Source organism: Devosia algicola, from assembly GCF_028816455.1.
In the GTDB taxonomy this organism is placed as follows: Bacteria; Pseudomonadota; Alphaproteobacteria; order Rhizobiales; family Devosiaceae; genus Devosia; species Devosia algicola.
In genome coordinates this window covers 2,266,862-2,292,037 of record NZ_CP118246.1, presented here as the reverse complement: position 1 = coordinate 2,292,037, position 25,176 = coordinate 2,266,862, and the positions used below count along the sequence as shown (strand labels likewise).

20 protein-coding genes and 6 pseudogenes are annotated in these 25,176 nt (G+C 57.7%); 20 read left to right on the top strand and 6 right to left on the bottom strand.

The features are described 5' to 3' along the window. Window positions 1-7: 7 nt before the first annotated feature. Window positions 8-1,258: a PepSY-associated TM helix domain-containing protein gene (locus PSQ19_RS12145; protein WP_282217947.1), complete on the top strand. Its 1,251-nt coding sequence runs from the start codon at window positions 8-10 to the stop codon at window positions 1,256-1,258. A 1,581-nt stretch (window positions 1,259-2,839) separates the two neighbouring features. On the opposite strand, the gene PSQ19_RS12140 is transcribed toward PSQ19_RS12145, so the two are convergent. The 3 genes and pseudogenes from PSQ19_RS12140 to PSQ19_RS12130 form a co-directional block, all read right to left on the bottom strand. Continuing rightward, window positions 2,840-3,865, bottom strand: coding sequence for a Gfo/Idh/MocA family protein (locus PSQ19_RS12140; RefSeq protein ID WP_282217732.1), 1,026 nt, complete (start codon window positions 3,863-3,865; stop codon window positions 2,840-2,842). Between the two features lie 70 nt (window positions 3,866-3,935). Beyond that, window positions 3,936-4,777 (bottom strand): annotated as a pseudogene (locus tag PSQ19_RS12135) (phosphogluconate dehydrogenase C-terminal domain-containing protein). A 213-nt stretch (window positions 4,778-4,990) separates the two neighbouring features. After that, window positions 4,991-5,842: a sugar phosphate isomerase/epimerase family protein gene (locus tag PSQ19_RS12130; RefSeq protein WP_282217946.1), complete on the bottom strand. Its 852-nt coding sequence runs from the start codon at window positions 5,840-5,842 to the stop codon at window positions 4,991-4,993. Between the two features lie 347 nt (window positions 5,843-6,189). Between PSQ19_RS12130 and PSQ19_RS12125 the strand changes: the two are divergent. From PSQ19_RS12125 to PSQ19_RS12085, 9 genes and pseudogenes are all read left to right on the top strand, one after another. Next, window positions 6,190-6,423 (top strand): annotated as a pseudogene (locus PSQ19_RS12125) (GntR family transcriptional regulator); the annotation flags it as partial. A gap of 221 nt (window positions 6,424-6,644) precedes the next feature. After that, a pseudogene (locus tag PSQ19_RS12120) lies at window positions 6,645-8,280 on the top strand (MFS transporter). Window positions 8,281-8,465: 185 nt separating this feature from the next. Continuing rightward, on the top strand, window positions 8,466-8,942 hold the full coding sequence (locus tag PSQ19_RS12115) for a DUF3830 family protein (RefSeq protein ID WP_282217945.1): 477 nt from the start codon (window positions 8,466-8,468) through the stop codon (window positions 8,940-8,942). A gap of 52 nt (window positions 8,943-8,994) precedes the next feature. Then, on the top strand, window positions 8,995-10,029 hold the full coding sequence (locus PSQ19_RS12110) for an ABC transporter substrate-binding protein (RefSeq protein ID WP_282217944.1): 1,035 nt from the start codon (window positions 8,995-8,997) through the stop codon (window positions 10,027-10,029). Window positions 10,030-10,162: 133 nt separating this feature from the next. Beyond that, on the top strand, window positions 10,163-11,020 hold the full coding sequence (locus PSQ19_RS12105; RefSeq protein WP_282217943.1) for an ABC transporter permease: 858 nt from the start codon (window positions 10,163-10,165) through the stop codon (window positions 11,018-11,020). Continuing rightward, window positions 10,978-11,781: an ABC transporter permease gene (locus PSQ19_RS12100; RefSeq protein ID WP_282217942.1), complete on the top strand. Its 804-nt coding sequence runs from the start codon at window positions 10,978-10,980 to the stop codon at window positions 11,779-11,781. Before PSQ19_RS12105 ends, PSQ19_RS12100 begins: the two co-directional genes overlap by 43 nt. Window positions 11,782-11,784: 3 nt before the next feature. Continuing rightward, complete coding sequence (locus PSQ19_RS12095; RefSeq protein WP_282217941.1) at window positions 11,785-12,828, top strand: ABC transporter ATP-binding protein; 1,044 nt, start codon at window positions 11,785-11,787, stop codon at window positions 12,826-12,828. 68 nt (window positions 12,829-12,896) lie between these two features. Next, window positions 12,897-13,058, top strand: coding sequence for a helix-turn-helix domain-containing protein (locus tag PSQ19_RS12090; RefSeq protein WP_282217940.1), 162 nt, complete (start codon window positions 12,897-12,899; stop codon window positions 13,056-13,058). 43 nt (window positions 13,059-13,101) lie between these two features. Beyond that, window positions 13,102-13,818: a substrate-binding domain-containing protein gene (locus PSQ19_RS12085; RefSeq protein WP_282217939.1), complete on the top strand. Its 717-nt coding sequence runs from the start codon at window positions 13,102-13,104 to the stop codon at window positions 13,816-13,818. Here the strand turns inward: PSQ19_RS12085 and cueR are convergent. Further along, window positions 13,815-14,297: a Cu(I)-responsive transcriptional regulator gene (gene cueR / locus PSQ19_RS12080; RefSeq protein ID WP_282220691.1), complete on the bottom strand. Its 483-nt coding sequence runs from the start codon at window positions 14,295-14,297 to the stop codon at window positions 13,815-13,817. The genes PSQ19_RS12085 and cueR overlap by 4 nt on opposite strands. Window positions 14,298-14,492: 195 nt before the next feature. Between cueR and PSQ19_RS12075 the strand changes: the two genes are divergently transcribed. The 4 genes from PSQ19_RS12075 to PSQ19_RS12060 are packed head-to-tail and all read left to right on the top strand — an operon-like array spanning window position 14,493 to window position 18,173. Then, a complete protein-coding gene (locus PSQ19_RS12075) occupies window positions 14,493-15,149 on the top strand; it encodes a TetR/AcrR family transcriptional regulator (RefSeq protein WP_282217938.1) in 657 nt (218 codons plus the stop codon). After that, window positions 15,146-16,096, top strand: coding sequence for an HlyD family secretion protein (locus PSQ19_RS12070; protein ID WP_282217937.1), 951 nt, complete (start codon window positions 15,146-15,148; stop codon window positions 16,094-16,096). The genes PSQ19_RS12075 and PSQ19_RS12070 overlap by 4 nt, the downstream gene beginning before the upstream one ends. Then, on the top strand, window positions 16,093-17,040 hold the full coding sequence (locus PSQ19_RS12065; RefSeq protein ID WP_282217936.1) for an ABC transporter ATP-binding protein: 948 nt from the start codon (window positions 16,093-16,095) through the stop codon (window positions 17,038-17,040). Before PSQ19_RS12070 ends, PSQ19_RS12065 begins: the two co-directional genes overlap by 4 nt. After that, window positions 17,037-18,173, top strand: coding sequence for an ABC transporter permease (locus tag PSQ19_RS12060; RefSeq protein ID WP_282217935.1), 1,137 nt, complete (start codon window positions 17,037-17,039; stop codon window positions 18,171-18,173). The genes PSQ19_RS12065 and PSQ19_RS12060 overlap by 4 nt, the downstream gene beginning before the upstream one ends. Here PSQ19_RS12060 and PSQ19_RS12055 read toward each other — a convergent pair whose 3' ends face one another. Together PSQ19_RS12055 and PSQ19_RS12050 are read right to left on the bottom strand one after the other, a co-directional pair. Further along, a complete protein-coding gene (locus tag PSQ19_RS12055; RefSeq protein ID WP_282217934.1) occupies window positions 18,174-18,416 on the bottom strand; it encodes a hypothetical protein in 243 nt (80 codons plus the stop codon). A 29-nt stretch (window positions 18,417-18,445) separates the two neighbouring features. Then, window positions 18,446-18,758 (bottom strand): annotated as a pseudogene (locus PSQ19_RS12050) (YkgJ family cysteine cluster protein). A 112-nt stretch (window positions 18,759-18,870) separates the two neighbouring features. Between PSQ19_RS12050 and PSQ19_RS12045 the strand changes: the two are divergent. From PSQ19_RS12045 to PSQ19_RS12020, 6 genes and pseudogenes are all read left to right on the top strand, one after another. Further along, window positions 18,871-19,933, top strand: a pseudogene (locus PSQ19_RS12045) (aldo/keto reductase). Beyond that, on the top strand, window positions 19,926-20,609 hold the full coding sequence (locus tag PSQ19_RS12040) for a fumarylacetoacetate hydrolase family protein (protein WP_282217933.1): 684 nt from the start codon (window positions 19,926-19,928) through the stop codon (window positions 20,607-20,609). The pseudogene PSQ19_RS12045 and the gene PSQ19_RS12040 overlap by 8 nt, the downstream one beginning before the upstream one ends. Beyond that, the gene (locus PSQ19_RS12035) at window positions 20,609-21,697 is read left to right on the top strand and encodes an ATP-dependent DNA helicase (protein WP_282217932.1); all 1,089 of its coding nucleotides are present in this window, start codon (window positions 20,609-20,611) and stop codon (window positions 21,695-21,697) included. Before PSQ19_RS12040 ends, PSQ19_RS12035 begins: the two co-directional genes overlap by 1 nt. Window positions 21,698-21,886: 189 nt before the next feature. Further along, window positions 21,887-23,764: pseudogene (locus PSQ19_RS12030) on the top strand (cation:proton antiporter domain-containing protein); the annotation flags it as partial. 463 nt (window positions 23,765-24,227) lie between these two features. Beyond that, window positions 24,228-24,656 (top strand): RrF2 family transcriptional regulator, encoded by a 429-nt coding sequence (locus tag PSQ19_RS12025; RefSeq protein WP_282217931.1) that lies wholly within the window; start codon window positions 24,228-24,230, stop codon window positions 24,654-24,656. A gap of 195 nt (window positions 24,657-24,851) precedes the next feature. Further along, entirely contained in the window at window positions 24,852-24,983 is a 132-nt protein-coding gene (locus PSQ19_RS12020; RefSeq protein ID WP_282217930.1) for a hypothetical protein, read from the top strand. Window positions 24,984-25,176 lie beyond the last annotated feature (193 nt).

Genomic DNA, 25,176 nt, shown 5'->3' with positions numbered 1-25,176 from the left:
TGGGGTGATGTTGCGCCGTTTACATTCCGCTCCCGGGCTTGTCGCCGGTCTGATCGTGGCTTTCATGGCAATCACGGGCTCGGTTCTGTCATTGCAACCCGTGATGGATCATTTCTCGGTGCGTTCAGCTACCGTCGCCATGAACGTCGCTGCATTGGCCAATGCGGTCAGCACCCATCTCACCGGCGTGGAGCGCATTGTTCACGCCGCTTCGGGTGCCGTTACGGCCTATTATGACGGCGGCAAAGGTGTGGCGGCGGCACTCATCGACCCTGCGACCGGCGCGGTGCTTGGCGACTATTCTCCGTCGCCAATTTTTGTGTTTTTCACAGAATTGCATCGTTCTCTGTTCCTTGGCATGAATGGGCGTTTCGCCTCGGGTATGAGCGCCTTGGCGTTAATTGTGCTTGCCGTCAGTGGGATGCTGCTTTTGGTCAGACGGCTTGGCGGTTGGCAGAATATTTTTGTCACTGCTAAAGGAACGACATCGCAGCGCCTGCACGTCGAACTGGCACGCATTGCGATTATCGGTCTTTTGGTGTCGAGCCTGACCGGAGGCTATATGTCGTTGACCAGCTTTGGTGTGATTGCCAGCACCAGCTCGGTTGGCCAATTCCCCGTCAGTGTCGATGGGGGAACGCCCGCACCTATCTCCTCGCTAAACGCGTTACAGGCGGTGCCGTTGGCCGATCTGCGCGAACTAGTCTTTCCGTATGCTGGTGATCGTACCGACGTTTTCACTCTGACGACCGCGTCGGGACAGGGATACGTTGATCAGGCAACGGGTGCGTTGCTCAATTTCACGCCGAACAGCGTTGGCCAGTCGATCTACGAAACGCTTTACATGCTTCACACTGGCCAAGGCTTATGGTGGTTCGGTGCGCTGTTGGGATTGGCCGCGCTTTGCGTCCCCGTTCTGGCTGGCACCGGCACATTTATCTGGTGGTTGCGTCGACGCAACCAAATCAAGGTCGCCAACAATGCCGGAGCACGCCACGCTGATACGGTTATCCTTGTTGGCAGTGAAGGAAATTCGACCTGGGGATTTGCCCAGGTGCTCCATCAGGCCCTGGTCGATCAAGCCCATCAAGTCCACACCGGGGCGATGAACGATTTGGCCGTCGACTATCCTGCCGCCCGCCATCTTCTCGTGCTGGCCGCAACTTATGGTGGCGGCTACGGCAGGCCCGAAGATCGTGACCATGGCGCCCGGCAACACGATGCGTTGAATCAATATGTGAAACCACTGCGGCCCTGAGCGCGCAGGACTGAGCCCGATAGCGCAGTAGGATCGGCCAATGAATGATGGGACCTGCAGAGATAAAGGAACGCATCAACGCAGAAATTGTGGGTCCGGGACGCCCGGGGTAGGGAATGCATGCCTGACGTTGAGCATTTGCATAGGCTCGGTCGCGCGGCGGCGATGGCTGACACGATTCCGGGCGTAGGCAGGGGGCGAAAAACAAATTTGGCAATCGATTCCGCTGAGATGGAGCCGACGCCGACCGGACTATGACGGCGGTCCGCAAGAATGCCAGGATTCTGACGGTTGGATAAAACGCATGAAGCCAGCATATTCGGCGCTGGCCTGCCTGAACAGGACTTGGCAGATGGCAATCAGCCGGACGGTCGGATACGGCTATGATGGGATCGAATGAGCCGAAGCTGTTCCAAACGAGGCGCGGCTTGTGCCCGTGCGTTGATCGTGTTCGCACTTCATGTGGTTCTGTGTGTGGCAGGACCAACGAAAGCCAGCGTCCTGGGATGTTAATATCGGGCATCCTCATGCGCCGTCCCGTGCTTTCATGGGCGCGTACCGGACAAAGACAGGCGTTGACCTGCATAACACCCATCCATGGCTGCGCGTGTCGATCGCGTTTCGTTTGCATCACCGCCTGCCCGATGGTTCGCATATCTATACCAATGATTCCTTCCGGTCGGGTCGTTACAACGCCAGTGGCGCGGCCTCCTGCGAAGGCGCCTTGCCGCAGAATTTCGCGATCCGCCAATCAGGTCAGCATGATTTGGTGGTCGCGGGATGCGGTACAACAATTGCAAAGACACGCACTGGAGACAAGATCGAGGTGACATTCAATCCGTCAGGTTCGGCATGCGACACATTTCGGACTAGGATCACGGTGGAGTGAAAATCGTCGCCTAATGGGTGAAAATCGTTATTATGGCGAAATTGCATCGATCCAATAATGGTGTTACGAATAGCACTCGGTCTCCGGCGGTTAGCGAAGTTCCATAAAGGGCTTAGCGGGCACGCGCGTATTGGCAACTCGCCAAGTATCTGACGGACTGCTGCAATAAGCGGATGGTCTCTGACCGCACACCATTGTGAAACTTGATGCGGTATGTAGGCTTGGCGTTGCCCCACTATCTGCAAGGCCTCTGGCGCGATTTTGCGCGTTCTTTCGTCGAGCGCATGGAATTTTGTTTGGATAAGCAGCAGCTTGCATCATCGACGCCTCGGTTTTCTCTTCGCAACAGGCGGCGCGCTGATAGGAATTCACAATTCAAAAATGTGGCTCCGCATTCATCGAAGCGGCGACCTAAAGAAGCAATTGAGAGGTCCTGCCACAAGCTAATCTCACTCACATCAGCAAATTGCGTGTCGGCGAGGGCGGAAAGACCGAGTCATTTGAGGAAGTCACTTGCCAGCTCTTCCGCCGGGCGTCGAAGGCATATGTCGGGAATGGTTGGTCGGGTTGGTGACATAGGTGCTTCCTGGTTAAGGCTATCAAGACCGACTTTGGACATAGTTGCTGGTGGATTTTGGGTTTGGTGGGGCGCGCCATTAACCAACAAATTTTCTTGGCCACGCCTCGTAGTATCAAAGACCTGGCCGCACAGTCGTCCCTGATTTGGCTCCTTCATAGGCCGCCTCTACCAGTGCAATTGTCTTGAGGTTATCGTGTCCGGAGGTCGCGGGGGCTGTTCCCAAGCGCAGACATTGGACCCAATGTTTTTGGATATTCAGCACGCTCTCCTGGATATTATGCCATGGTCGCTCTGCCCACGGCAGCAAGAAGGGTGAAACGTCGGCGCGCGACGTTCCTTCTGAATCCACGACGGTCAGTGAAAAGTCCCTGTCGAGACGCAGGCTTCCCTTCTCGCCTTCAATCTCCATAAGGGTTTGGGGGAATCGATCGAACTCGGGTCGGCTCGCGAACGAGCAATCGACCACAGATGTTGCGCCGGCGGCGTGGGACATCAGCATTGTTGCCACGTCCTCGCCTCTGATCGTATTATTGATCCGCTGTACGCTGGTGGCAATGGTAGTCACCTCGCCGAGCAGAAAGCGGGCGACATCGAGCAGGTGGATGCCGGTGTCTTCGATGATGAATCGATCACCCTCCGCCAGATATGGCTGACCGGCATAAACGTCATAGCCTGTCCGGAAGCTGAAGCGGGCCCAAAATGGGCGTCCAATGCGATCTGATGCCAACATATTTTTAACGGCCAAAATTGGTGTCTGCCAGCGGAAGTTTTCATGCACCATCAGCGGCACCCCCGCCGCATTGCATGTGGCCACCACGGCACGTGCATCGTGCAAGGATGTGGCAAATGGCTTTTGACAGATCACCGGCATTTTGTGATCTGCCGCCAACTCCACTAATGTTCGATGGCTTGATACCGTAGTGGCAATATCGACGAAATCGAGTTGTTCTCTCGCCAACATCTCTGCCGCATCTTGATATCTTGCTGCAATGGCAAACCGGTCGCCCATCTTGTTTAGGCGTTCAGGATTGCGATCACAGATGGCGACGATTTCGACGTCCTCGATGTCGTGCCAGGCATTGAGTTGATTGACGGCGAAAAATCCGACACCAATCATGGCGCCTCTTAGCTTGCTCAAGGCATATCCTCCCAGGTGGTGACTGAAGGCACGCAAGCGTCTTCTGTCACGTTCCACTGTCGACGTTCGGTCAGGTGTTGGCGATCAGTTGGGCTGCTTCCTTGACCTTGGCCGGATCAAGCGCATCGCGCCAATCCTCGTTGACGACTACCCGCTTGGCGAACGCCATAAGTCGCAATGCAGCGTCTGATGGCACCTTTGGCGAAAATCCGAACCACATGGCGATTTCGACGTTGAGATGGCCGATCAGAAATTCGAAGGCCGCCTGGCGGGGATGCCATATTTGCTGGCGCAGATGTCCACAGCCTCAACCATGGTGTCGATGAACGGCATGGCGATCATTTCTGACAGACCGGGTTCGAGAATGGCGAGTTGCTCCAGACTGAGACGATAGCAATTTATGATTGGGGACCACATGATCCGGCAAATTTCCTCGCCGAGCGCGTAGTGCTCTTCGGGTCCCTGCATGAGGGCGCAAACGATTGACTGTTTGGCGATGCCGCCATGATAGTCCCGACGGGCGTCCCACGCCGTCTCATCACCGTATAGCGGCGGATGGCAGGGATGCCCCACAAAATAGGTCAGGTCGGGACGATCAGTCGGCAGATCGTCGGCCATGGGTGCGGCGGCATCAAGGATCAGCAGCATGGTGCCCGACTGTAATTTTGACGACAGGTCGGCGGCGACGGTGCCAATGAGGTTGTCGGGTAGGGCGAGCAGAACGACGCGGGCTCCCTTCACAGCAATGTCGGTATCATGGGTGTTGATCCCGACGTCTGCCAGTCGCTGGCGGCCTGACTCGGAAACCTCCACCGCGCGGACGTCATAGCCGGCATCCACCAGTTTCCTGGTGATCCGGAACCCCATCTTGCCGCCAGCTCCAAACAGGGCAACGGACACTGACTGGTTCATTTTTTACTCCTGGAATATATCCGCGTTTGACGCATCGTCAGGCAGGGTCACCGACCGCGGTACAGTGGCCTGTGCCGGCGGACTCCGTCTGATGCGAAGGTCATTCTCTAGCATGTTATGATTAGTATGTCATCATGCCAGTTGAGATTTTGACACGATGGTGCTGAAAACGGCGCCATCGCCATCCTGGTTGCGGTGAGCGCAGCCGGGAGGTTACCTTGTAGTGGCTCGAGTGCCGCCATTGACTGTCCGTAACGAGCGCGAGAGCGCCTGGCGTATTTCATGTATTGGCACGCGCTCGGATCGTCTCGACGGGTCGCCGCGCCCAGGGCGACTGAGTCGCAGTGGAAGTTCGATCCCTATGGGCACTTCTGGTGCCAACGTGTCGAGCACGTCGAATGCGGCGCCATATCGTAAGTCACCATCACCTATCGCGGTGAATCGCCAATCATGGTCGTCCGCGGTGACGTCCTTCACATGCAGATGGGCGCAGTATGGCAAGGCGATCCGAAGGTCCGAGAGAACATTAATGGCTTCATTGCTGTAGGTGAATGCGTTGCCGATATCGTAGTTGGCCCTCACAAATCGCGAGCCGATTTTTTCGAGTAATACGGCAAATGCAGCTCCGTCCGGCAGCAGGCTGTCGGTGCCGTGTCCAGGGTTTTCAAGCGCCAGGACAATTCCAGCCTGTTCAAGGACCGGGAGCACTGCCTCGATGTTGGCGACGCACTGGGTCGGGTGGTGGCAGTCAGAACTGTTGGTGATCAGGATCGATGATCCGACGGCGACACAGAAGTCTATTCGTCGGCGTAAAGCAACTGCCGCGCCATCGGCACCGAGATCTGTATGGGCGGAAACCGCAAGTGCCTCAACCTCGGATGCTGCCAGTCGGCTGGCAAGCCGCGTGCCCTCCTGCTCACAAAATATCGATTCATCAAACGCGACATAGCCGCTGATGAACGCCGGTTCGATCCATTTTGCCCCTGTTGTGGCAATCTCGGCGATAGCGACATCCATGCTGTAGCCATCATAGGCCGCCGTTGAAACCGAGACTTGTCGCGTCATGACAAATCACCAGATCGGTCCCAGTGCGTGTCGCCACACACTGCACAAAAACTGTTGGTCCCGGTTTCAATGGCGCAACCACCAAGGCCCAATGCGCAAAACGCACTATTGTTGCGTTGTTGCCAGTCATCACTAGTGCCCATCCAGCCGCTCGCCTCCCACCGTGACAGCATAAACCCATAAATGTCGGTGTTTGCAGCAATCCGTCCGATCCGACATGTTTAGCGGTAGCACGAGATAGTGTCATCATACCAGTTGGAATTTTATTCAGGTGGCGCTATTATGCATCTGGTTGTCAGGTGCTAGGTCGTTACACTGCAGAACTGGAAAGGTGCCATGAATTGACAATCACCCATAGTCGGCTTGGCGTTGAGCCGCTCAAGAAGAAAAAACTCTATCAGGAAATCCTCGACCGGCTGATCGCGGCGATTTCCTCACAGGAATATCCAGCCGGTTCGCAACTGCCTTCGGAGCGGGAGCTCATGGAGCGGTTCGGGGTCGGTCGTCCGGCAATCCGGGAAGCCATGCTGACATTGCAGCAGATGGGCCTGGTGATTATTTCGCACGGTGAGCGGGCGCGCTCCGACAATGCTCTTGGTGCCATCGTCCGCGCCAGGAAGTGCTACAAGGTCGGGACGGCGTTTACCGCATGGCGCATCAGGGGCGTAACTAAGCGCAAAATTGCAAAATCGCTTTCTTGATAGCATGATCGAATATCGCTGGCCCAAATGGGTGGCACCAAGCTGGTGTCTGCAATGATTGCGTGGCAAAACGCTGTTGCAAGACTTTTCCGGGGGACGATTTGCCAACACGCGCATCGACGCTGGCGCCATTCAAATATGCACAATTCCGCATCCTTTGGACGGCCACCTTAGCATCGAATCTAGGCGGCCTGATCCAGGGGGTGGGGGCGGGCTGGATGATGACCACCATATCGGAGTCACACAATATGGTGGCGCTGGTGCAGGGTGCAACGACGCTGCCCATCATGCTGTTCTCGATTGCTGCCGGTGCGCTGGCTGACAATTTCGACCGGCGCAGCGTCATGCTCGTGGCGCAGGTCATGATGCTGCTGGTGTCGGTCGCCCTCGCCACGCTCACCTTTTTCGGACTGCTTAGCGCATGGCTGTTGCTGGCCTTCACTTTTCTGATCGGGTGCGGCACCGCGCTGAATAATCCTTCATGGCAGGCGTCCATGGGTGACATCGTGCCCAGGGCCGACCTGCCCGCCGCCGTTACCCTGAACAGCATGGGTTTCAACCTCATGCGTAGTGTGGGGCCAGCCATTGGTGGCCTGGTGGTCGCATTGGCGGGCGCCTCCATGGCCTTCGCCCTTAATGCCCTAAGTTACACCGCATTGATCGCTGCTCTTTTTGGCTGGAAGCCGGACCAGACGAAACGCCCGCTGCCGCGCGAAAGTTTTGGCCCTGCAATGGCCGCTGGCATTCGTTATGTGGCTATGTCTCCCAATCTGATGACGGTTTTGGCGAGGGGGTTTGTCTTTGGCCTTGCAGCGATTTCGGTGTTGGCGCTACTGCCGTCGGTTGCGGCGGAGTATGTTGGCGGCGGCGCGCTGGCCTATGGCAGCCTGTTGGGTTGTTTTGGGGCAGGGGCCATTATTGGCGCCTTTTTTAACGGCCGGATCAGGGAAAAACTGAGCAACGAAAATATTGTACGCCTGGCGTGCCTGGGCTTTGCCGTGGGGGTTGTCGGTCTTGGCCTCAGTCGCGATATTCTTCTTAGCTATCTGGTATTGCTGCCGGCCGGCGCGTGCTGGGTGCTGGCCATGTCACTGTTCAATGTCTCAATTCAAATGTCCACGCCGCGCTGGGTTGTGGGGCGCGCACTCTCGCTCTACCAGACGGCGACTTTTGGCGGTATGGCACTGGGCAGCTGGATATGGGGCATGACCGCGGATGCCTTCGGGACGGGGTTTGCACTGGTCAGTGCCAGTGTGGTGCTGATGGCGTGCGCGGGCATTGGATTTCGTTTCGCGTTGCCCGAATTTGAAACCAGGGACCTTGATCCCCTGAACAGCTTTCGCGAGCCGGAACTGCGCCTCGATCTGCGGCTGCGCAGCGGCCCAATCATGGTGATGGTCGACTATGATATCGCTCAGGCCGACGTTGCAAAAATGCTCCCCCTGATGGCCGCCCGCCGCCGTATTCGAATCCGGGATGGTGCCCGGCAGTGGAGCCTTGCTCCGGGATTTGGAGAACCCTGATATCTGGGTTGAATCATATCACGTGCCGACCTGGATCGACTATGTTCGGCACAATCAACGGCGCACCAAGGCAGATGCGGAGAACGCCGAGCAATTGCGCCAACTGCATCGTGGCCCAGGCCGTCCGCATATCCATCGGATGATCGAGCGGCAGGCGGTTCCACTACGGGACGACACGCCGCTACGCAATCCGCCCGAATTCCCGCTCGGGTAGGTTTGGTGACCAAATGTCCCCGATCGTGCCGGTCGGCTTGCGGCCGAAAGCCACATTCATTGGCAAAATTTCTCGGTGGCCTCTGTTTCGATAAAATTTTATTATAGAAAGAATTTTGAATCGGAATTGGACAGCGTCGGCGTCAGGCATTTTGATTGGACGATCAATCCCAAAGATGGCGTTCCATGACCGATCAGAAATTTTACCTCAAATTCGTCGATGCCAATGTCGAGGGCCACATCTCGCTTTATTGGGAGAATGCGCCCAAGACCTGCGAAGCATTGTGGAACGCGTTGGAAACACCAATTCAGTGGCAGGCTACGCATGCCATGTTCTCGGGCCCCGAGATCATGATGGGATTGCCCGAAAGCCACCGCAACTTTGATCCCAAAGCCTTGCCTGCCGAAAACCAGACCGTGCTACCCGAGCCGGGTGAATTGCTGTGGTTTTATCAGCCGAAGAATTTTTTCAAGATCGATCCCAGCGAGTTCTGGGAAATTGGCATGTTTTACGGTGTGGGTGGGCGTACATTTGGCCCAACAGGTTGGATTCCCTGCACCTATTTCGGCAAGTTGACGAAGAATTTCGACGCTGTTGCCGAGCAATGCCGCCTCATCCGCATCGAGGGCGCCAAAACGGTCGAGTTGGGACGCCTCGCTTAAGCAGATTGCCGGGCCAAAAGGTCCGATCGACCAACAAAAGGAAGGGAACAAAATGAAGATTGTTACCAAGACAAGTGTTATCGCGCTATCGGCTCTTATGGGCACTACCGCCTTTGCTCAGGACAATTCGCTGACGATCAATTCGTTTGGCGGCGCTTATGAAGATGCGCACCGCGCCTGCATCATCACCCCGTTTGAAGAAGAAACCGGAGCGACGGTCAATGTTGTAACGGCCTATTCAGCCGATGCGTTTGCCCAACTGCGTGCGCAAAAAGACGCGCCGCAATTTGATGTTCTGCATTTCTCGGGCGGCCAGGAAATTGTCGGGGCCAGTGAAGGGTTGTTGGCGCCCATTGACGCGAGCAAGCTGACCAATGCGGGCGACGTCTATGATTTTGCCAAAGCCAATTTGGCCAAGGGCGAGGGCCCGGCCTATTCGATTGCTGCTATCGGGTTGGTCTACAATACCGAGGCCTTGTCGGAAGCGCCAAGCAAATGGACGGACCTGCTCAATCCCGACTATAGCGAGCATCTGGTGCTGACCGACATTTCCAATGGCTACGGCATGTTGGGCTTTTTGATGCTCAATCAGGTGCAGGGCGGCGATCTGTCCAACATCCAGCCGGGTCTTGATGCAGTGAGCCAATTGCTGGAAGCGGGTGCGATCATTGTCTCCACCTCGCCCGAAATCCAGCAGGAATTTGCCCAGAACGACGCCTGGATCGCGCCTTATGCGTCCGATTATGCCTATACGCTGCGCAAGGCTGATTTGCCGTCGGGCTTTGTTCAGGGTGCCGAAGGCACGCCTGCAAGCTATATTACGGCCAACCTTGTCGCCGGGCGTCCGAATATGGATCTGGCGCTCAAATTTATCGACAAGGAGATTTCTCCGGCCGCGCAGGAATGTTTTGCCGAGGCGTTGCGCTATTCTCCGACCAATGCCAAGGCTGAACTCAGTCCCGAAGTGGCGGCCGATATCGCCTATGGTGAAGACGGAGTCAAAGGGTTGATCCGCTTTGATCCAGCAACTATTGAAGCCAATCGTTCGGCTTGGGTTGAAGCCTGGAACAAGACTATCGCGCGCTAACAAATGTACTGGTCCGGGCGACGACAGTTTGCCCGGATTATCACCTTGCCCTCAAGACCACGCGTCTTGCGACCTTGGCGCTGCCTGGGCTAAATCTGGCTGATGGACCGCCATTTCCAAGGAATGCACGCCCATGAATGACCGCACAGAAAGTCTGCTGCTGGCGCTTCCGGGCCTGCTCCTATTGGTGTTGGCGTTCTTCCTGCCCATCGGCCAAATGCTGGTTTTGAGCATATCGGGACCGGATGGGCCAACATTGTCCCATTTCGCCCGTTTCCTGTCCGATCCATTCTATCTCGGCATTTTGTGGCGCACCGTGCGGCTCTCCTTGCTGATAACCGTTATCTGTGCCCTCATCGGCTTTCCGCTGGCCTATATCATGGCCCGCGTGGGGCCGCGGTTGCGGCTGTGGCTGGTGGTGATGGTCATTCTGCCGCTGATGACCAGCGTGGTTGTGCGCACCTTTGGCTGGATGGTGTTGCTCAGTCGAAGTGGGCTGATCCCCGAACTGTTGCGCGATATGGGCCTGGTCGGTCGTTCCTTTGCGCTCATGCAAACCGAAGCGGCCATTGTCATTGGCATGGTGCAGGTGTTGCTGCCGTTCATGACCTTGTCGATCCTGGGCGTGATCACGCGCATTGACGGTCGGTTGGAAGAGGCGGCGCGCACCATGGGATGCTCGTTCCTGCAATCGTTCCGTACGGTGGTATTGCCCCTGTCGCTGCCGGGCATCGTTGCGGGATCATTGTTGTGTTTCACGCTTTCGACCAGCCTCGTTTGTGACGCCCAATCTGCTCGGCGGCACGCGAATACAAGTGTTGGCGGCATCGATCTACAAATCGGTTACCCAAACGCCGGACTGGCCGTTTGCTGCAGCACAGGCGGTCATATTATTCGTTGGCATCCTGCTGGTACTGGTGCCCTATATCAAGATGACGGGCTCCAACAATGGTTAAGTCAGTCCCGACATGGTTGCGTGCGGCTGCCGTGATATTTGTCCTGGTGACCGCGTTGATATTGTTGACGCCGTTGTTCGTTGTCATCGGGGTCTCTGTATCGCAAAGCCAGTTCATTGCTTTTCCCCCCAATGGTCTGAGCCTGCGTTGGTATCAGCAAGTCCTGTCCTCAAACGCCTATCTTGGGGCCGGTTGGATCAGTCTGCAGGTTGCGGTGATGGTCACCGTGTTTGCCACCCTGATCGGCGGTGCTGCGGCCATTGCCATTCATCGCCGCCAATTGATGTTTTCTGACCTGCTGGCGACGGCATTCCTGTCGCCGCTGGTGCTGCCGACGATCATTTACGCCATCGGGATGCTGATGTTCTGGAGCGCCGTGTTTGGCCCGGTTTCGCCGTTCACGCTTGCCTTGAGCCACACCATCATTGCGCTGCCTTATGTGGTGCGCACGACATTGGCGGTCCTAGCGGAATCTGATCCGTTTCTGGAGGAGGCGGCGCGTACCATGGGGGCCAGCCGTGTGCAGCGGTTGTGGTTTGTTGTTGTGCCCCAATGCATTCCCGGACTAGCGGCGGGCGCGTTCTTTGCCTTCAATATTTCCTTTGACGAGGCGGTGCTGTCGCTGTTCCTGCGCGGTCCGACGCTGACCACCCTGCCGGTGCAGATTTATGGTCAACTCGAATTTTCCCCCGATCCGTCGGTGGCGGCGGTGTCTTCCATCATGATAGCGCTGACCATCATGCTGATATTCGTCATTGACCGGATGCTTGGTCTAACCCGATTTGCGAGTGCCTGACCCATGGCCAATGTCCGTTTGAGCGCGATCAAGAAATCCTTTGGCAAGACCGACGTTCTGCATGGCATTTCGCTGGAGGTGGCGTCCGGCGAATTCGTTTCGCTATTGGGGGCTTCAGGCTGTGGCAAGACCACTTTGCTTCGGATTGTCGCCGGGCTGGAAAGCGTTACCGCGGGGAGCGTTGAAATCGAAGGTGTCGAGGTGACCCGGTTGCCGCCCGAAAAGCGCGACATTGCGATGATGTTCCAGTCTTATGCGCTGTTGCCGCATCTCGATGTTGCCGAGAATGTGCGCTTTCCCTTGCGCATGCGCGGTATCGGGGGGCGTGAGGAGCAAGCCGAAAAGGTCAAGGCGGCGCTTGAAACGGTGCAGTTGGAGCATTTTGCTGACCGGCGACCGCGCCAACTTTCGGGTGGGCAGCAACAACGTGTCGCGCTGGCCCGTGCCATTGTTTCGCGGCCCAAGGTCTTATTGCTGGATGAACCACTGTCCAATCTGGATGCGCGGTTGCGCGAAGACATGCAGGTGGAGCTGATCGAGATTCATCAGCGCCTTGGGCTGACCACGATTTTCGTGACCCACGATCAGGAGGAGGCATTGAGTCTGTCTGACCGGGTTGTTCTATTGAACGCGGGCAAGATCGAGCAGGAAGGCACTCCGGCTGAAATCTATTCGCAACCGGCGACCGGCTTTGCCTCCAATTTCATCGGTTCGGCCAATCTCCTGCCCGCCGATATCGTTGCGGGCGACGCCGGGCCTATGGCGAAATTTTCGGACGGTCAGACGCTACAATTGGGGCCCGACGAAAGGGTGCGTGGTCCTGTTAGCATTGCCTTGCGCCAGGAAGATCTAAGCCTGAGCGCCACGGGTGATGGCCCCAAGGCGAAGGTGCGAACGAGAGTGTTTTTGGGGGCGCGCAACCGCTATGTGCTTAGTCTTGCAGGCGAACCTTTGCGGGCGCTGACGGCCAATGATGTGGAATTTTCCAACGGGCAATCGGTGACATTGAGTATTGATCCGCAGCGCGTTCGCGTCTTGCCGCGCTAGAGCGCATGGTCACCACCCGGCACCGAAAATCGCTTCTGGTGGGCGCCAAGTCTGCTAGAGGTGGGTCCATGCGCATTCTGGACATGACCACTTTTGTTACCCTGGCGCGGCACCGCCATTTCGGTCGTGCCGCCAAGGAGTTGCATACAACGCAGCCGGCCATTTCGATTCGCCTTGCTGCCATGGAGCAGGAGTTCGGGTGCCAGGCTCATCCATCGCAGCGGCCGTAGCTTTTCGCTGACGGCGGCAGGCGAAACGGTTTTCGATACGTTTGTGGCGATCCTTTCGTCCTACAAGAATCTCAAGCACGGCCTGAGCGACGAGCAGACGCACACCCACCGCGTCGTGCGCATCGGGGCCATCGACTCGATTTCCTCCACTTGGATGACGCCTTTTGTCGAACGGCTGCATGAGAGCTTTCCCACGCTCAAGATCGAGTTGACCGTTGAAGGGACCAAAAGCCTGGTCGAGGGCATGAACAAGGGCGAGTTCGATGTGATTTTCGCGCTGGACCCGGCGATCGGCAATACGTTCCGCAGCTTTACCTCATGCATCTTGCAAATGACATGGGCGGGCTCGCCCCGCATCATCAATCCCGATCGCACCTATAGCGTCGACGATCTGGCGAGCATGCCCATCATTACCTTTCCAAAGGATACCCCGCCCTATCGCATGATCGCGCCGTATTTTCAGGACGAGCAGGTCTTGGCAGGCAAGCTGACCAGTTCAAATTCACTCTACTCGATCATCAATCTGCTGATCGACGGGTTCGGGGTCGCCGCCATTCCCAGCGTCACGATCATGCGCGAGTTGAACATGGGCCTGCTTCATCCCATTCGGGTGACAAAGCGTTTTCCGCCGATGCCAATAGTCGGCACCTATCAGGCGACAACCGACGTCGACCTGATCCGGCGCGTGGTCGAACAATCGCAAATGAGCGCCGCATTGTTCTGTGCCTCGGTTGATCCCAGCATGGCATGGGTCGATTAAGGCGTCGGGTGGCGCACGGCGCCGGCGTGCCTAGTATCGGTTGCAACTGATCCAAAGCGTTTGGGTCGCGCTGGAGTTGTTTGCTTGGGGTGCGGGGCGGCGAAATCATCCAGAATGGGGCATTCCGGGCGCTCATTGCCATGGCAGTTATGCGCCAGATGCTTGAGTGTCGCGCTCATGTCCTGCAGGGCTGCGACCTTTTGTTCAAGCAGGCGGACCTGTTCAAGGGCGATGGCTTTGACGTCGGCGCTGGCACGGGAGCGATCTTGCCAGAGAGCGAGCAGATCGCGCATCTGATCAACCGAGAATCCGAGGTCGCGCGCCCGGCCTATGAAGCGAAGGCCGTGAACTGCCTTGTCGTCATAGACGCGGTAACCCGCTTCGGTGCGCATCGCCGAGGAGATCAGGCCGATCGATTCATAATAGCGGATCATCTTGGCCGACACGCCCGAGGCCTTTGCCGCCGTCCCAATGTTCATCATGCTTGCTCCTCGGTCTCTAGCTCACCGCGCTATCGGGCCAGTGGCTGCAATGTGGTTCAGGAGAGGGGCCCGGACAAGGCCCGTTTTTCGTTTCGACCCTTCAGGCACGATTGACGGCGCAATATTTGCTTGCAAATAACTGACCGGTCAGTTATTAAATTATATGACCAGCGAGTCATATTGTGAGGTGTCATGTCTGTAAACAAGGAAACAGGCCAGCCCAAATTTCGACGTCGCGCCGACGACCGGCCCGATGAAGTTCTGGATGCGGCCATGGAACTGTTCACCGCTCAGGGGTTCGCCAACACCAAAGTCGAGCAGATCGCGCGGTTGGCCGGGCTGTCAAAGGGTGCGGTCTATCTATATTTCCCCTCCAAGCAGGCGATCATCGAGGCTTTGGTGCGCCGCGCGGTGACGCCGGTCGCAGAGCGGGCCATGGCTCACGCCCGGGCGTTCGCCGGCGATCCGCGCCTCGGCATTTCTGCCACCCTGCGCCAATTGGCCCATGGTCTGGTCGACGCCAAAATGCTGGCGATACCCAAAATGGTGGTGCGCGAAGCCGCCCAGGTGCCCGAACTGGCGCAAATGTACCGGCGCGAGGTGCTCGACCGGGTGCTGCCCGCCATTGCGATGCTGATTCAGCGGGGTATTGACGACGGCTATTTTCGCCCGGTCGATGCCGATCTGACGCTGCGCAGCCTTATCGGGCCCATTCTGGTGCATTTGATGCTGGCTGATGTTTTTGACATCACGCCGCCCGAAGGGTTGGCGTTTGATCGGTTGATCGAAAACCATTTGAGCATTCTGTTTGATGGGTTGAGCGTGTCGGGCAAGGCAGGTGCGCGATGAACGCCGTTTTTGGTTTTATTACCGGCCTGATCGGCATGATAATTCCCGGCTTCGGCACTGACCCCGCGCCCGCTTACAGCGGCTATATCGAAGCTGATTATGTCTACGCGGCGCCCGCGAGTCCCGGCACAATCAAGAGTTTTGCCGTGACTGAAGGGGATGTGGTCAGTCGGGGGGATGTATTGTTTACGCTTGAGCACGCCCAGCAGGATGCGTTGCTGGCGGGTGCCCAGGCGCGGGTTGCGGCCGCCGACGCCACGGCCAAAAATCTGGCCACGGGTAGCCGCAGCGCTGAGGTTGACGTGATCCGGGCGTCACTTGCTCGGGCACAAACCGATCTGGCTCTGGCGCAAACCACCTTGGATCGTAGTGAAAAGCTCGACGCATTGGGGTTGACGCCAAAAGCCAAGCTGGATCAGGACCGGGCGAGCCTTTCCAGCGCACAAGCGCAGGTGGATCAATTAGCGGCCCAATTGACGGTGGCCGAATTGCCGGCCCGCAACGAACAGCAGCTGGCAGCCGAGGCAAATCTGTTGGCCGCCAAGGCCGATGTGGCCAAGGCCACCTCAGACCTGGCTGACCGCACCATTGTCGCGCCGGGCGACGGGGTGGTGGATCGCGTGTTTTTCAGTCGCGGAGAAATGGCTGGCGCCGGTCAAGCGGTGGTGTCGCTGTTGCCAACTGGTGCGCTCAAGGTCAAATTCTATGTCGGAGAGGCTGTGCGTGCCAGCTTCGCGCTGGGCGAAAGCGTCAATGTGTCCTGCGACGCCTGCGCACCTGGTATCGTTGCCCATATCACCCGGTTTGCCGCCGATCCCCAGTTTACGCCCCCGGTGATCTATTCGCGCGATGAGCGTTCGCGGCTGGTCTATCTGGTTGAAGCGGTTATCGAGATGCCAAAGGGTCTGCACCCGGGCCAGCCGGTGAGCGTTGAGCCAGTACAATGACCGAGGTTATTGCAGTAACCGGTTTGACCAAGATCTATGGCACCAAACGGGTGGTCGATGATTTCGATATCACGGTGCCGCGTGGCGCGATTTATGGATTTCTTGGCCCCAACGGGTCGGGCAAGACCACGACCATTCGTATGCTCTGTGGGCTTTTGACGCCGGACGCCGGGCAGGGCACCTGCCTTGGCTACGATATTCGCGCCCAGGCCGACCGCATCAAGGAGCAGGTCGGCTACATGACGCAGAAATTCTCGCTCTATGAGGATTTGTCGATCCGCGAAAATCTGGACTTTATCGGCCGCATGTACCGGGTCAGGGATCGGGGTGCGCGCGTCGCGGCGGCGCTGGATGATCTGGGGTTGGCCAATCGTGCCGGCCAGTTGGCGGGTACGCTTTCGGGCGGCTGGAAGCAGCGCCTGGCGCTGGCGGCCTGTTTGTTGCACGATCCGAAACTGCTACTGCTGGACGAGCCAACGGCGGGGGTCGATCCCAAGGCACGGCGTGACTTCTGGGACGAGATCCGGCGCCTTTCCGGCCAGGGCGTCACCGTCCTCGTCTCCACCCACTATATGGATGAGGCGGTCCAGTGTGACCGGATTGCCTATATTGCCTATGGCAAGAAGCTGATCGACGGTCCCTCCGCCGATATACCCAAGCAGGTGGGTCTTGAAACCTGGCGGGTGGAAGGACCGGATCTGGCAGCGCTCGAAGTGCGAGTCAAAACCATGCCCGGCATTGTTCAAGTGGCCCGGTTCGGGGCGTCGTTACATGTTTCTGGCACCGACAAGCAGGCCTTTGAAAACACTATTGAGACGCTCAAGGCCGAAGGCACGCATCGCTGGAGCGAGCAGGTGGCTGGGCTTGAGGAAGCCTTTATCTATCTGATGGCTGGTTCGCGCGACAATTTCGCGGCCACCGAGGACAAGGTTGGCTCATCATGAGTTCGATGTTTTCCATCGGCCGGTTCGCCGCTGTCCTGATCAAGGAATTCATCCAGATGCGGCGCGACCGTGTCACGTTCGCCATGATGATTGGTCTGCCGATCGTGCAATTGATGCTGTTCGGCTTTGCCATCAATGCCGACCCTCGGCACCTGCCGACACTGATCGAACTGGGTGACAACGGGCCGATCACCCGTGCCGTCATCGCGGGGATGCAAAATTCGGACTATTTTGATTTTTTGGGCACGGTGGGGGGCGAAGCCGAAGGCAATGAAGCGTTGCGGCAGGGTGGGGCCAATTTTGTCGTGGTCATTCCGCCCAATTTCGAGCGTGACGTGATGCGTGGACATCGCCCTGAAGTGCTCTTGGATGCCGATGCGTCCGACCCCTCGGCCGTCGGTGGCGCGGCGGGCGCGCTTGGCGGCATTGTGCAAGTGGCAATCAGTGAAACCTTCAACGGCCCGCTGGCCGGTATTGTGTCGCCGCCACCACCTTTTTCGGTCATCGTGCATCGTCAATATAATCCCGAGGGCAAAACTTCGACCAATATTGTGCCGGGGCTATTGGCGATCATCTTGTCGATGACAATGGTGATGATCACAGCGGTTGCCATCGTCAAGGAGACCGAGCGCGGCACCATGGAAATGCTGATCGCCACGCCGGTGCGACCGCTAGAGGTCATGCTCGGCAAAATCCTGCCTTATGTGTTCGTGGGCTACGTGCAAACCATCGTGTTTCTGAGTGCGGCCTATCTGGTATTCAACGTGCCATTTGAAGGCTCGAAACTGGCATTCTTTGTGGGCTTCAATCTGTTTATTGTCGTCAATCTGGCGCTGGGTTTTCTGATATCGACGGCGGCGCGTTCCCAGATGCAGGCCATGCAGCTGTCATTTTTTACCATCCTGCCGTCAATCTTGTTGTCGGGGTTCATGTTCCCCTTTGCCGGGATGCCGGGATGGGCGCAGTTTTTGGGACAGGGCGTTCCCGCCACCCACTTTTTGCGGATTACCCGCAAGGTCATGCTCAAGGGCGCCGAGACTGGCGATATCATGCCGGAAATGGGTGCACTGGTTGTGACGCTGCTGGTCGTTTCAGCCATTGCCATGCTGCGCTATCGGCAGACACTGGACTAGTCAGCCTTCGTCGTCGCCGTCCTCGGCGGTGAGATAGGTATCGACTTCATCGAGGCTGGCGCTGAACTCATAGTCGGCATTGCCGAGCAGGATGGTTAAGCTTTGCATGTCGCGTATCATATAGCCGCCATGGGCGCGAGTGCGCGGGGTGGATTTTTGAATCGTCATGATGGTGACGCCCTTGCGGGCGGCGATGCGTTTGAGGCGTCGCAGGCGGGCGACATCGGAATTTGCGCGGCTCAAGGTCAGGCTCCGTGATTATGGAAATGTGCTCATAACCCAAAAGCGGCGCGGGCGGTAAGGCATTCTGCGTCGCCGGGCATGCAGGTTCGGCACACAACAGGACGCACCTTATAAATCGAGCAGCCTCGCGGCCTCGCCCACTTTGCCCTTAAGCGCCTGACAGCGGTTGCCTTGGCAGGCCATGCCGCCGAGATCGTCGGCAACCAGTGCCCCGGGGATCAAATCGAGATCGGCCTCAGGTTCGGTTGAAAATCGTGGCCAGTCGCGCGAATAGGAACAACAAGCGCCACAGGCTTGGCAGTCAAACTGGTTGGTGTCGTCTGCGGCATGCAGTTGGTTCATGCCCCCATAAACCAGTTCGGCGCGAATTTGGCCAGACCGGGCGGGTTCGGATTGACCCGACTCTTATTGCGCTCTAGCCCTATGTCTTGGCTTGTAAAGGGAGAATGGACAAATGGAATATCGCTATCTTGGACGCTCGGGGCTCAAGGTTTCGGTGCTCACCATGGGGACCATGACCTTTGGCGGGTCGGAAAAGGTGGGCAATACGGCGCAGAACGAGGCAACACGGCAGATCGATCTATGCCTTGATCATGGGATCAATCTGCTCGATACGGCCAATATGTATAATGCCGGGGTTTCCGAGGAGATGATCGGGGCGGCGCTGTCCCAGGATTCTCGCCGCCAAAAAACCCTTCTGGCCACAAAGGTGCGCTTCAGGATGGGTGAAGGGCCCAATGAGGTGGGGCTATCGCGCCATCATATCATCGCGCAGGCCGAGGCCAGTCTTAAACGCCTCAAGACCGATGTGATTGACCTTTATCAGGTGCATGAATGGGACGGCATGACGCCGATCGAAGAAACCATGGAAGCGCTCGATACACTGATAAAGCATGGCAAGGTGCGCTATATCGGCTGCTCCAATTTTTCGGGTTGGCACATCATGAAAGCGCTGGGCGCCGCTCAGGCGCATAATTATCAGCGCTTCATTTCCCAACAGATCCACTATACGCTCTACTCGCGCGAAGCCGAGTTCGAGCCTGGTACCGATATCACAGGATCAGGGGCTTGGCATTCTGGTCTGGTCGCCACTGGCCGGTGGCCTGTTGTCGGGCAAGTACCGACGTGACGGCGGACCTGATACCGGTCGGCATGTCGGTGGATCAAAAGAGCCTCCGATCTATGATCGCGAACGGCTTTACGACATTGTTGATGTGATCGTCGAAATCGCCCGAGAGCGTGATGTGTCGGGTGCTCAGGTGGCGCTGGCCTGGACACTGGGTCGGCCCGGCGTAACTTCTGTGGTGATCGGGGGACGTAATCAGGCACAGTTCTCGGACAATCTTGGCGCCGCCGAACTGGTCTTGAGTGCCGAGGAACGCGCCCGGCTTGACTCTGCAAGTCAACCCGATCTGCCCTATCCCTATTGGCACCAGTCATTTACCGCGCATGATCGACTAAGTTCGATTGATCGGGATTTGATCGCGCCCTACCTGAAAGAGACCAACGGTGAGTGATTTCCTGTTTGCGCCGCCGTCGCCGCCCAGTGTGCCCATTGCGCGCGGTGGCCTGTTTGCGGTTCATCGCATTTATTGCGTGGGGCGCAATTATGCCGAACATGCCCGTGAAATGGGCCATGATGATCGCGAACCGCCGTTCTTTTTCGCCAAACCAGCGGATGCGGTGATTGTTGGCGGCGCCTCGACGCCCTATCCGCCGCAGACTGCTGATCTGCACCCTGAAGTGGAACTGGTCGTGGCTATCGGGCAGGGCGGAGAGAATATCGCGGTGGGTTCAGCGCTGGAACATGTCTACGGGTATGCAGTGGGCCTTGACATGACCCGCCGCGATTTGCAGGCAGCGGCAAAAAAAGCTGGTAAACCATGGGAAATGGCCAAGGGGTTCGATCAATCAGCCCCAATGTCGAGCATCGAGCCTGTGACCCAGATCGGCCATCCGGACAAAGGCAGCATCACTTTGAGCGTCAATGGCGCTCCGCAACAGCGCGGTGATCTGGCCGACCAGATCTGGGGCGTGGCCGAGACCATCGCCCATCTGTCCCAATTCGTCAGCCTCAAGGCGGGGGATTTGATCATGACCGGCACACCGGCCGGTGTCGGCCCGGTCGAACGCGGCGATGTGCTCGAAGCCGAGATCGTCGGCGTGGGCAGCCTACGCACGATTATCGTTTAATGGTTGATTGGTCTGCTCAACAGGATGAGGCGTTGGTGGCTGTTGCGGCCTGGCTCAAGGACAAGTCGGGGCCGCAGGTTTTTCGCCTGTTCGGTTGGGCGGGTACGGGCAAATCGACGCTGGCCGTGCATCTGGCCCAGGACGTAAAATCGGTCAAATATGCCGCTTTTACCGGCAAGGCGGCGCTGGTCATGCGCAAGCGGGGCTGCAAGGGCGCCCAGACCATCCATTCGCTGATCTATTCGCTGGTTTCGGAAAAAGAGGGCGAGCCGCGCTTTGTGCTCGATCCTGAGTCCCCGGCCGCAGACGCCGATCTTATCGTAATAGATGAAGTCTCGATGGTGGACGAGCAATTGGGACGGGATCTGTTGAGCTTTGACACCAAGGTTTTGGTGCTGGGCGATCCGTTCCAACTGCCGCCGGTGCAGGGTGCCGGTTTTTTTACCAGCGACGAGCCTGACATCATGCTGACTGAAATTCATCGGCAGGCCTCGGACAATCCGATCATTCGCCTGTCGATGGACATTCGCGAGGGCGGTTATCTCGAACGCGGGCGCTATGGAGAAAGCCTGGTGGTGGCGCGCGAGGATGTTGATCGTGGTGCGGTGCTGGAGGCCGATCAGGTGCTGGTGGGTCGCAACCGGACGCGGCTGCAGTACAACGACCGGCTGCGCGAACTCAAGGGCCTGCCCTTCCACGAGCCTGTCACCGGGGACCGTATGGTGTGCCTGCGCAATAATCCGCGCAAGAAACTGCTCAATGGCCAAATCTGGATCGTGACCGAGGTCAATCGCAAGGCCAACGGCAAATATCAATTGCTGCTGGCGGACGATGAAGGGCGGGGCGAAGCCAAGGTCTTGACCCACAAGGCGTTCTTTGCAGGCGAAGAAGACAAGATGGCCTGGCCGGAGCGGCGCCAATATGACGAATTCACCTTTGGCTATTGCCTGACTGTGCACAAGGCACAGGGCAGTCAGTGGGACAGTGTCTATCTGTTCGACGAAAGTTTTGTGTTCCGCGAGGAGCGGGCGCGCTGGCTTTATACAGGCATTACCCGCGCCGCCGAAAAAATTACTGTTGTCAGCTAAGCTATCACGCTGCGTTGCGTCATGATGGGAACAAACTTGACCCATTTATGAGCGGGACAAATATTGTTCGCAATATTAGCCAAAGGTCTGGGGTCTTTGCGATTTCTGGTCCTTGCGTCCAGCGACGCTATCGCTCATCCTGTGGTTTCCAGTTCACTGTTCAACGCCTAAGTCCCCGGAGGAATTTGCATGCACCATGACACGCCCTTGATCTCGATGATCGTCGGTGGATTGGTGCTGGCCTATATTCTGGGCATGATCGCCAACCGGTTCCGCCTACCGCCGCTGGTGGGCTATCTGGTTGCAGGCGTCATGGTCGGTCCGGCAACGCCGGGCTTCGTTGCCGATCAGGATCTGGCCAATGAACTGGCCGAACTTGGCGTGGTGCTGCTGATGTTCGGGGTGGGGCTGCACTTTTCGCTCAAGGATTTGATGAGTGTGCGGGCGCTGGCCATTCCCGGTGCGTTGGCCCAAATCGTTCTGGCGACATTGTTGGGTCTGGGCATGGGCATGCTGATGGGCTGGGGGCCGGGCGCGGGCCTGATTTTCGGCCTCGCCCTGTCGGTCGCCTCGACGGTGGTTCTGCTCAAGGCGCTGCAGGACAGGCGGTTGATCGAAACCGAACGTGGCAAGATCGCTGTCGGGTGGCTGATCGTTGAAGATATATCGATGGTGCTGGCGCTGGTGCTGATCCCCGCCTTTGCCAGTCTGTCGGGTGGCGATGCGGTGGTCCATGATCCCCTCGTGACCTTTGTCGAGCGGATTGTGGGCATGCAGGTCGGTATCTGGGGCATTTTGGGCCTGACGCTGGTCAAAATGGCCGCTTTTGTCGGTTTCATGCTGATTGTTGGCCGACGCATTATTCCCTGGGCATTGCACCATACCGCCCATACCGGTTCGCGCGAACTGTTTCGCCTGGCGGTTCTGGCCATTGCTCTTGGTGTCGCCCTGGGGTCGGCAGTGCTGTTTGGGGTTTCGATTGCGCTGGGTGCATTCTTTGCCGGGATGATCTTGTCCGAAAGTGAACTGAGCCATCGCGCTGCCCAGGAAACGCTGCCGCTGCGCGACGCCTTTTCGGTCCTGTTTTTTGTCTCGATCGGCATGTTGTTCGATCCATCGATCATCGTCAGCAATCCGCTTGAAGTACTGGCGACAGTGTTCATCATCGTGATCGGCAAGTCACTTGCCGCCTTTGGCATCGTTCGCCTGTTCGGACGATCGGTATCGACGGCGTTGACGATTTCGGCGAGCTTGGCGCAGATCGGTGAATTTTCGTTCATTCTGGCTAGTCTCGGAGTGTCCCTGGCCATTCTACCTGTCGAGGGCCAGAACCTGATCCTGGCCGGGGCGCTGATCTCGATCGTGCTCAACCCGGCCGTGTTCTGGGTGCTTGATCTGGTGCGACCGGCGATGGAAGCCCGTTCGACGCCGCCGCGTGTGCCACCGGCCGAGCCAGAGGCTGAGCGGGTTGAGCCGGGAGAAGCACAAGCGACGCTCCAAGAAGCCGAGGTTGAGCCCGTCGAAGCTGTTGTCGACGAGGATGACGAGATCGTCATCGAGCCAACCAGTCTCAGCGATCATACGATTTTGGTCGGGTTCGGCCGCGTAGGGGGTGTCGTGGGCGCGGGGCTTCATGCGCGTGGCGCGCCACTGGTGGTGGTTGAGGATTCGGACGCCAGTATTGCGGCAGCGCGTGAGTTGGGTATCGAGGTCATTGTGGGCAATGCCGCCAGCGTTGAGGTGCTTGAACTCGCCAACGTGGCGGGGGCAAAAACACTCATGATCGCCATTCCAAATGCCTTTGAAGCCGGTCAGGTCACCGAGCAGGCGCGCCGGCTCAATCCGGGCCTGCATATTATTGCGCGGGCTTATTCGGACGAGGAGCAGAGTTATCTGAGCGGGCTTGGTGCCGATATCGTGGTTATGGGCGAACGTGAGATTGGTCTGGGCATGCTGGCTTGGTTTGCCGGCGAACGCGGCAATGCGGCTGCCGCCGGTGTCGAGGACGAGGTTCGGCTGGATCCCGCCGAAAATGTCATCATCACCGCAACCGCCAGCGAGGTGGTGGAAACCGATCCAGAGGCGATTATTGCGGCGCCCGAAAATATGGCTGAACTTCCCGACTCCGACTCCGACTCCGACTCCGGCTCCGCGGCGCCGGTCGAGGAGATAGAGCAGGATTTTGACGACGATCCTGATCGCAAGGCCGTCGCTGAAGTTGAGGGCACTGCCGCCAAGAGCCCCAAGATGCAGGCGCAAGACGCCGATCTGCCTGACGCGGGTGTCAGCGAAACTAGCAGTACGCCCAAAGACGCTGGCACCGACACAGTGCCTGAGGAGACCACGACGATTGACGTCACGGAAGGCACCGATAGTGAGGACGACGCTGCGGACGTGGCGGATGAAGTAATCATTTTAGGTCCGCCGCCAGCATCGGAGGACAATTCCGAGTCGAACGACGAGCCCAGTGATATTGCGGCACCGCCGGTAAAACCCGAACCCAAAGATTGAGTGGAATAGTGGGCCCGGCATGATTTCGCAAAAAGCCAAATATGCGCTGCGGGCGCTGGTGTCACTGGCCAAGGCGGGGCAGGGCAAGACGATGGTGATCGGCGAAATATCCCAACAACAGGCTATTCCGAAAAAATTCCTGGAGCAGATTCTGCTCGAATTGAAGCGGGCGGGGTTCGTGACCAGCCTCAGGGGGCGAAGCGGTGGCTATTGCCTGTTGCGGGCGCCGGAGGACATTCGTTTCGGTGAGGTGTTGCGTCTTATCGACGGGCCGGTGGCGCCGCTGCCCTGCCTTTCCCTGATCGCCTACCGCAAATGTGACGATTGTTCCAATGAGACCAATTGCGAGGTGCGCCATGTGTTCATGCGCGTTGCCATGGCAACCCGACAAGTTCTCGATAGCACCAGTGTCGCCGATGCGTTGGCCGGGACGGGTGCCGAACTTTGACGCGACCCCACGATTAGGGGTTTGAAACAAAGTTGCGCCAACCACCCGTATATGTCCGACATTAACCGGATTTTACCCCGATTATTGCCTTGTAGAAATGATATTCTCCAAAATGGCGGTAGGATGGTTTGCGTAAGGGCTTTATTAATCTCTACTAATACGCTAGGGTATAGCTCTAACCATGTGGAGGTCACTATGGCGTTGATGGTAAAATATGTTGCGGTAGCTGGGCTTATAGCCGCGCTGGCATTGGGATTTGTCATTACCGCTCATGCTCAGGAATTGGGCGTGGCGTCGGGCCTGGAATTGCCCTTGGTGCTCGACTGAACCGGGAGCGATGCATTGCCGGCTTAATTAAAGGCGGTGGGCGACGGCACCTATATCTATCAACATGCAAAGAGGGTCGCCTCGCGGCGACCCTCCCATGAGTATTCGGCCTCATGAGCCTGACTGACTGGCAGTCCGAAGGAAGTAGGTACTATCCGAGGATCGCCCCGAACAATTTCACCTCATATCCAAG

What these genes read in the sequence shown, in the direction of transcription:
- PSQ19_RS12145 (WP_282217947.1), top strand. Translation starts at nt 8, where the DNA reads ATGTTGCGCCGTTTACATTCCGCTCCCGGGCTTGTCGCCGGTCTGATC.
- PSQ19_RS12130 (WP_282217946.1), bottom strand. Translation starts at nt 5,842, where the DNA reads ATGACGCGACAAGTCTCGGTTTCAACGGCGGCCTATGATGGCTACAGC.
- PSQ19_RS12115 (WP_282217945.1), top strand. Translation starts at nt 8,466, where the DNA reads ATGACCGATCAGAAATTTTACCTCAAATTCGTCGATGCCAATGTCGAG.
- PSQ19_RS12110 (WP_282217944.1), top strand. Translation starts at nt 8,995, where the DNA reads ATGAAGATTGTTACCAAGACAAGTGTTATCGCGCTATCGGCTCTTATG.
- PSQ19_RS12105 (WP_282217943.1), top strand. Translation starts at nt 10,163, where the DNA reads ATGAATGACCGCACAGAAAGTCTGCTGCTGGCGCTTCCGGGCCTGCTC.
- PSQ19_RS12100 (WP_282217942.1), top strand. Translation starts at nt 10,978, where the DNA reads ATGGTTAAGTCAGTCCCGACATGGTTGCGTGCGGCTGCCGTGATATTT.
- PSQ19_RS12095 (WP_282217941.1), top strand. Translation starts at nt 11,785, where the DNA reads ATGGCCAATGTCCGTTTGAGCGCGATCAAGAAATCCTTTGGCAAGACC.
- PSQ19_RS12090 (WP_282217940.1), top strand. Translation starts at nt 12,897, where the DNA reads ATGCGCATTCTGGACATGACCACTTTTGTTACCCTGGCGCGGCACCGC.
- cueR (WP_282220691.1), bottom strand. Translation starts at nt 14,297, where the DNA reads ATGAACATTGGGACGGCGGCAAAGGCCTCGGGCGTGTCGGCCAAGATG.
- PSQ19_RS12075 (WP_282217938.1), top strand. Translation starts at nt 14,493, where the DNA reads ATGTCTGTAAACAAGGAAACAGGCCAGCCCAAATTTCGACGTCGCGCC.
- PSQ19_RS12070 (WP_282217937.1), top strand. Translation starts at nt 15,146, where the DNA reads ATGAACGCCGTTTTTGGTTTTATTACCGGCCTGATCGGCATGATAATT.
- PSQ19_RS12065 (WP_282217936.1), top strand. Translation starts at nt 16,093, where the DNA reads ATGACCGAGGTTATTGCAGTAACCGGTTTGACCAAGATCTATGGCACC.
- PSQ19_RS12060 (WP_282217935.1), top strand. Translation starts at nt 17,037, where the DNA reads ATGAGTTCGATGTTTTCCATCGGCCGGTTCGCCGCTGTCCTGATCAAG.
- PSQ19_RS12035 (WP_282217932.1), top strand. Translation starts at nt 20,609, where the DNA reads ATGGTTGATTGGTCTGCTCAACAGGATGAGGCGTTGGTGGCTGTTGCG.
- PSQ19_RS12025 (WP_282217931.1), top strand. Translation starts at nt 24,228, where the DNA reads ATGATTTCGCAAAAAGCCAAATATGCGCTGCGGGCGCTGGTGTCACTG.
- PSQ19_RS12020 (WP_282217930.1), top strand. Translation starts at nt 24,852, where the DNA reads ATGGCGTTGATGGTAAAATATGTTGCGGTAGCTGGGCTTATAGCCGCG.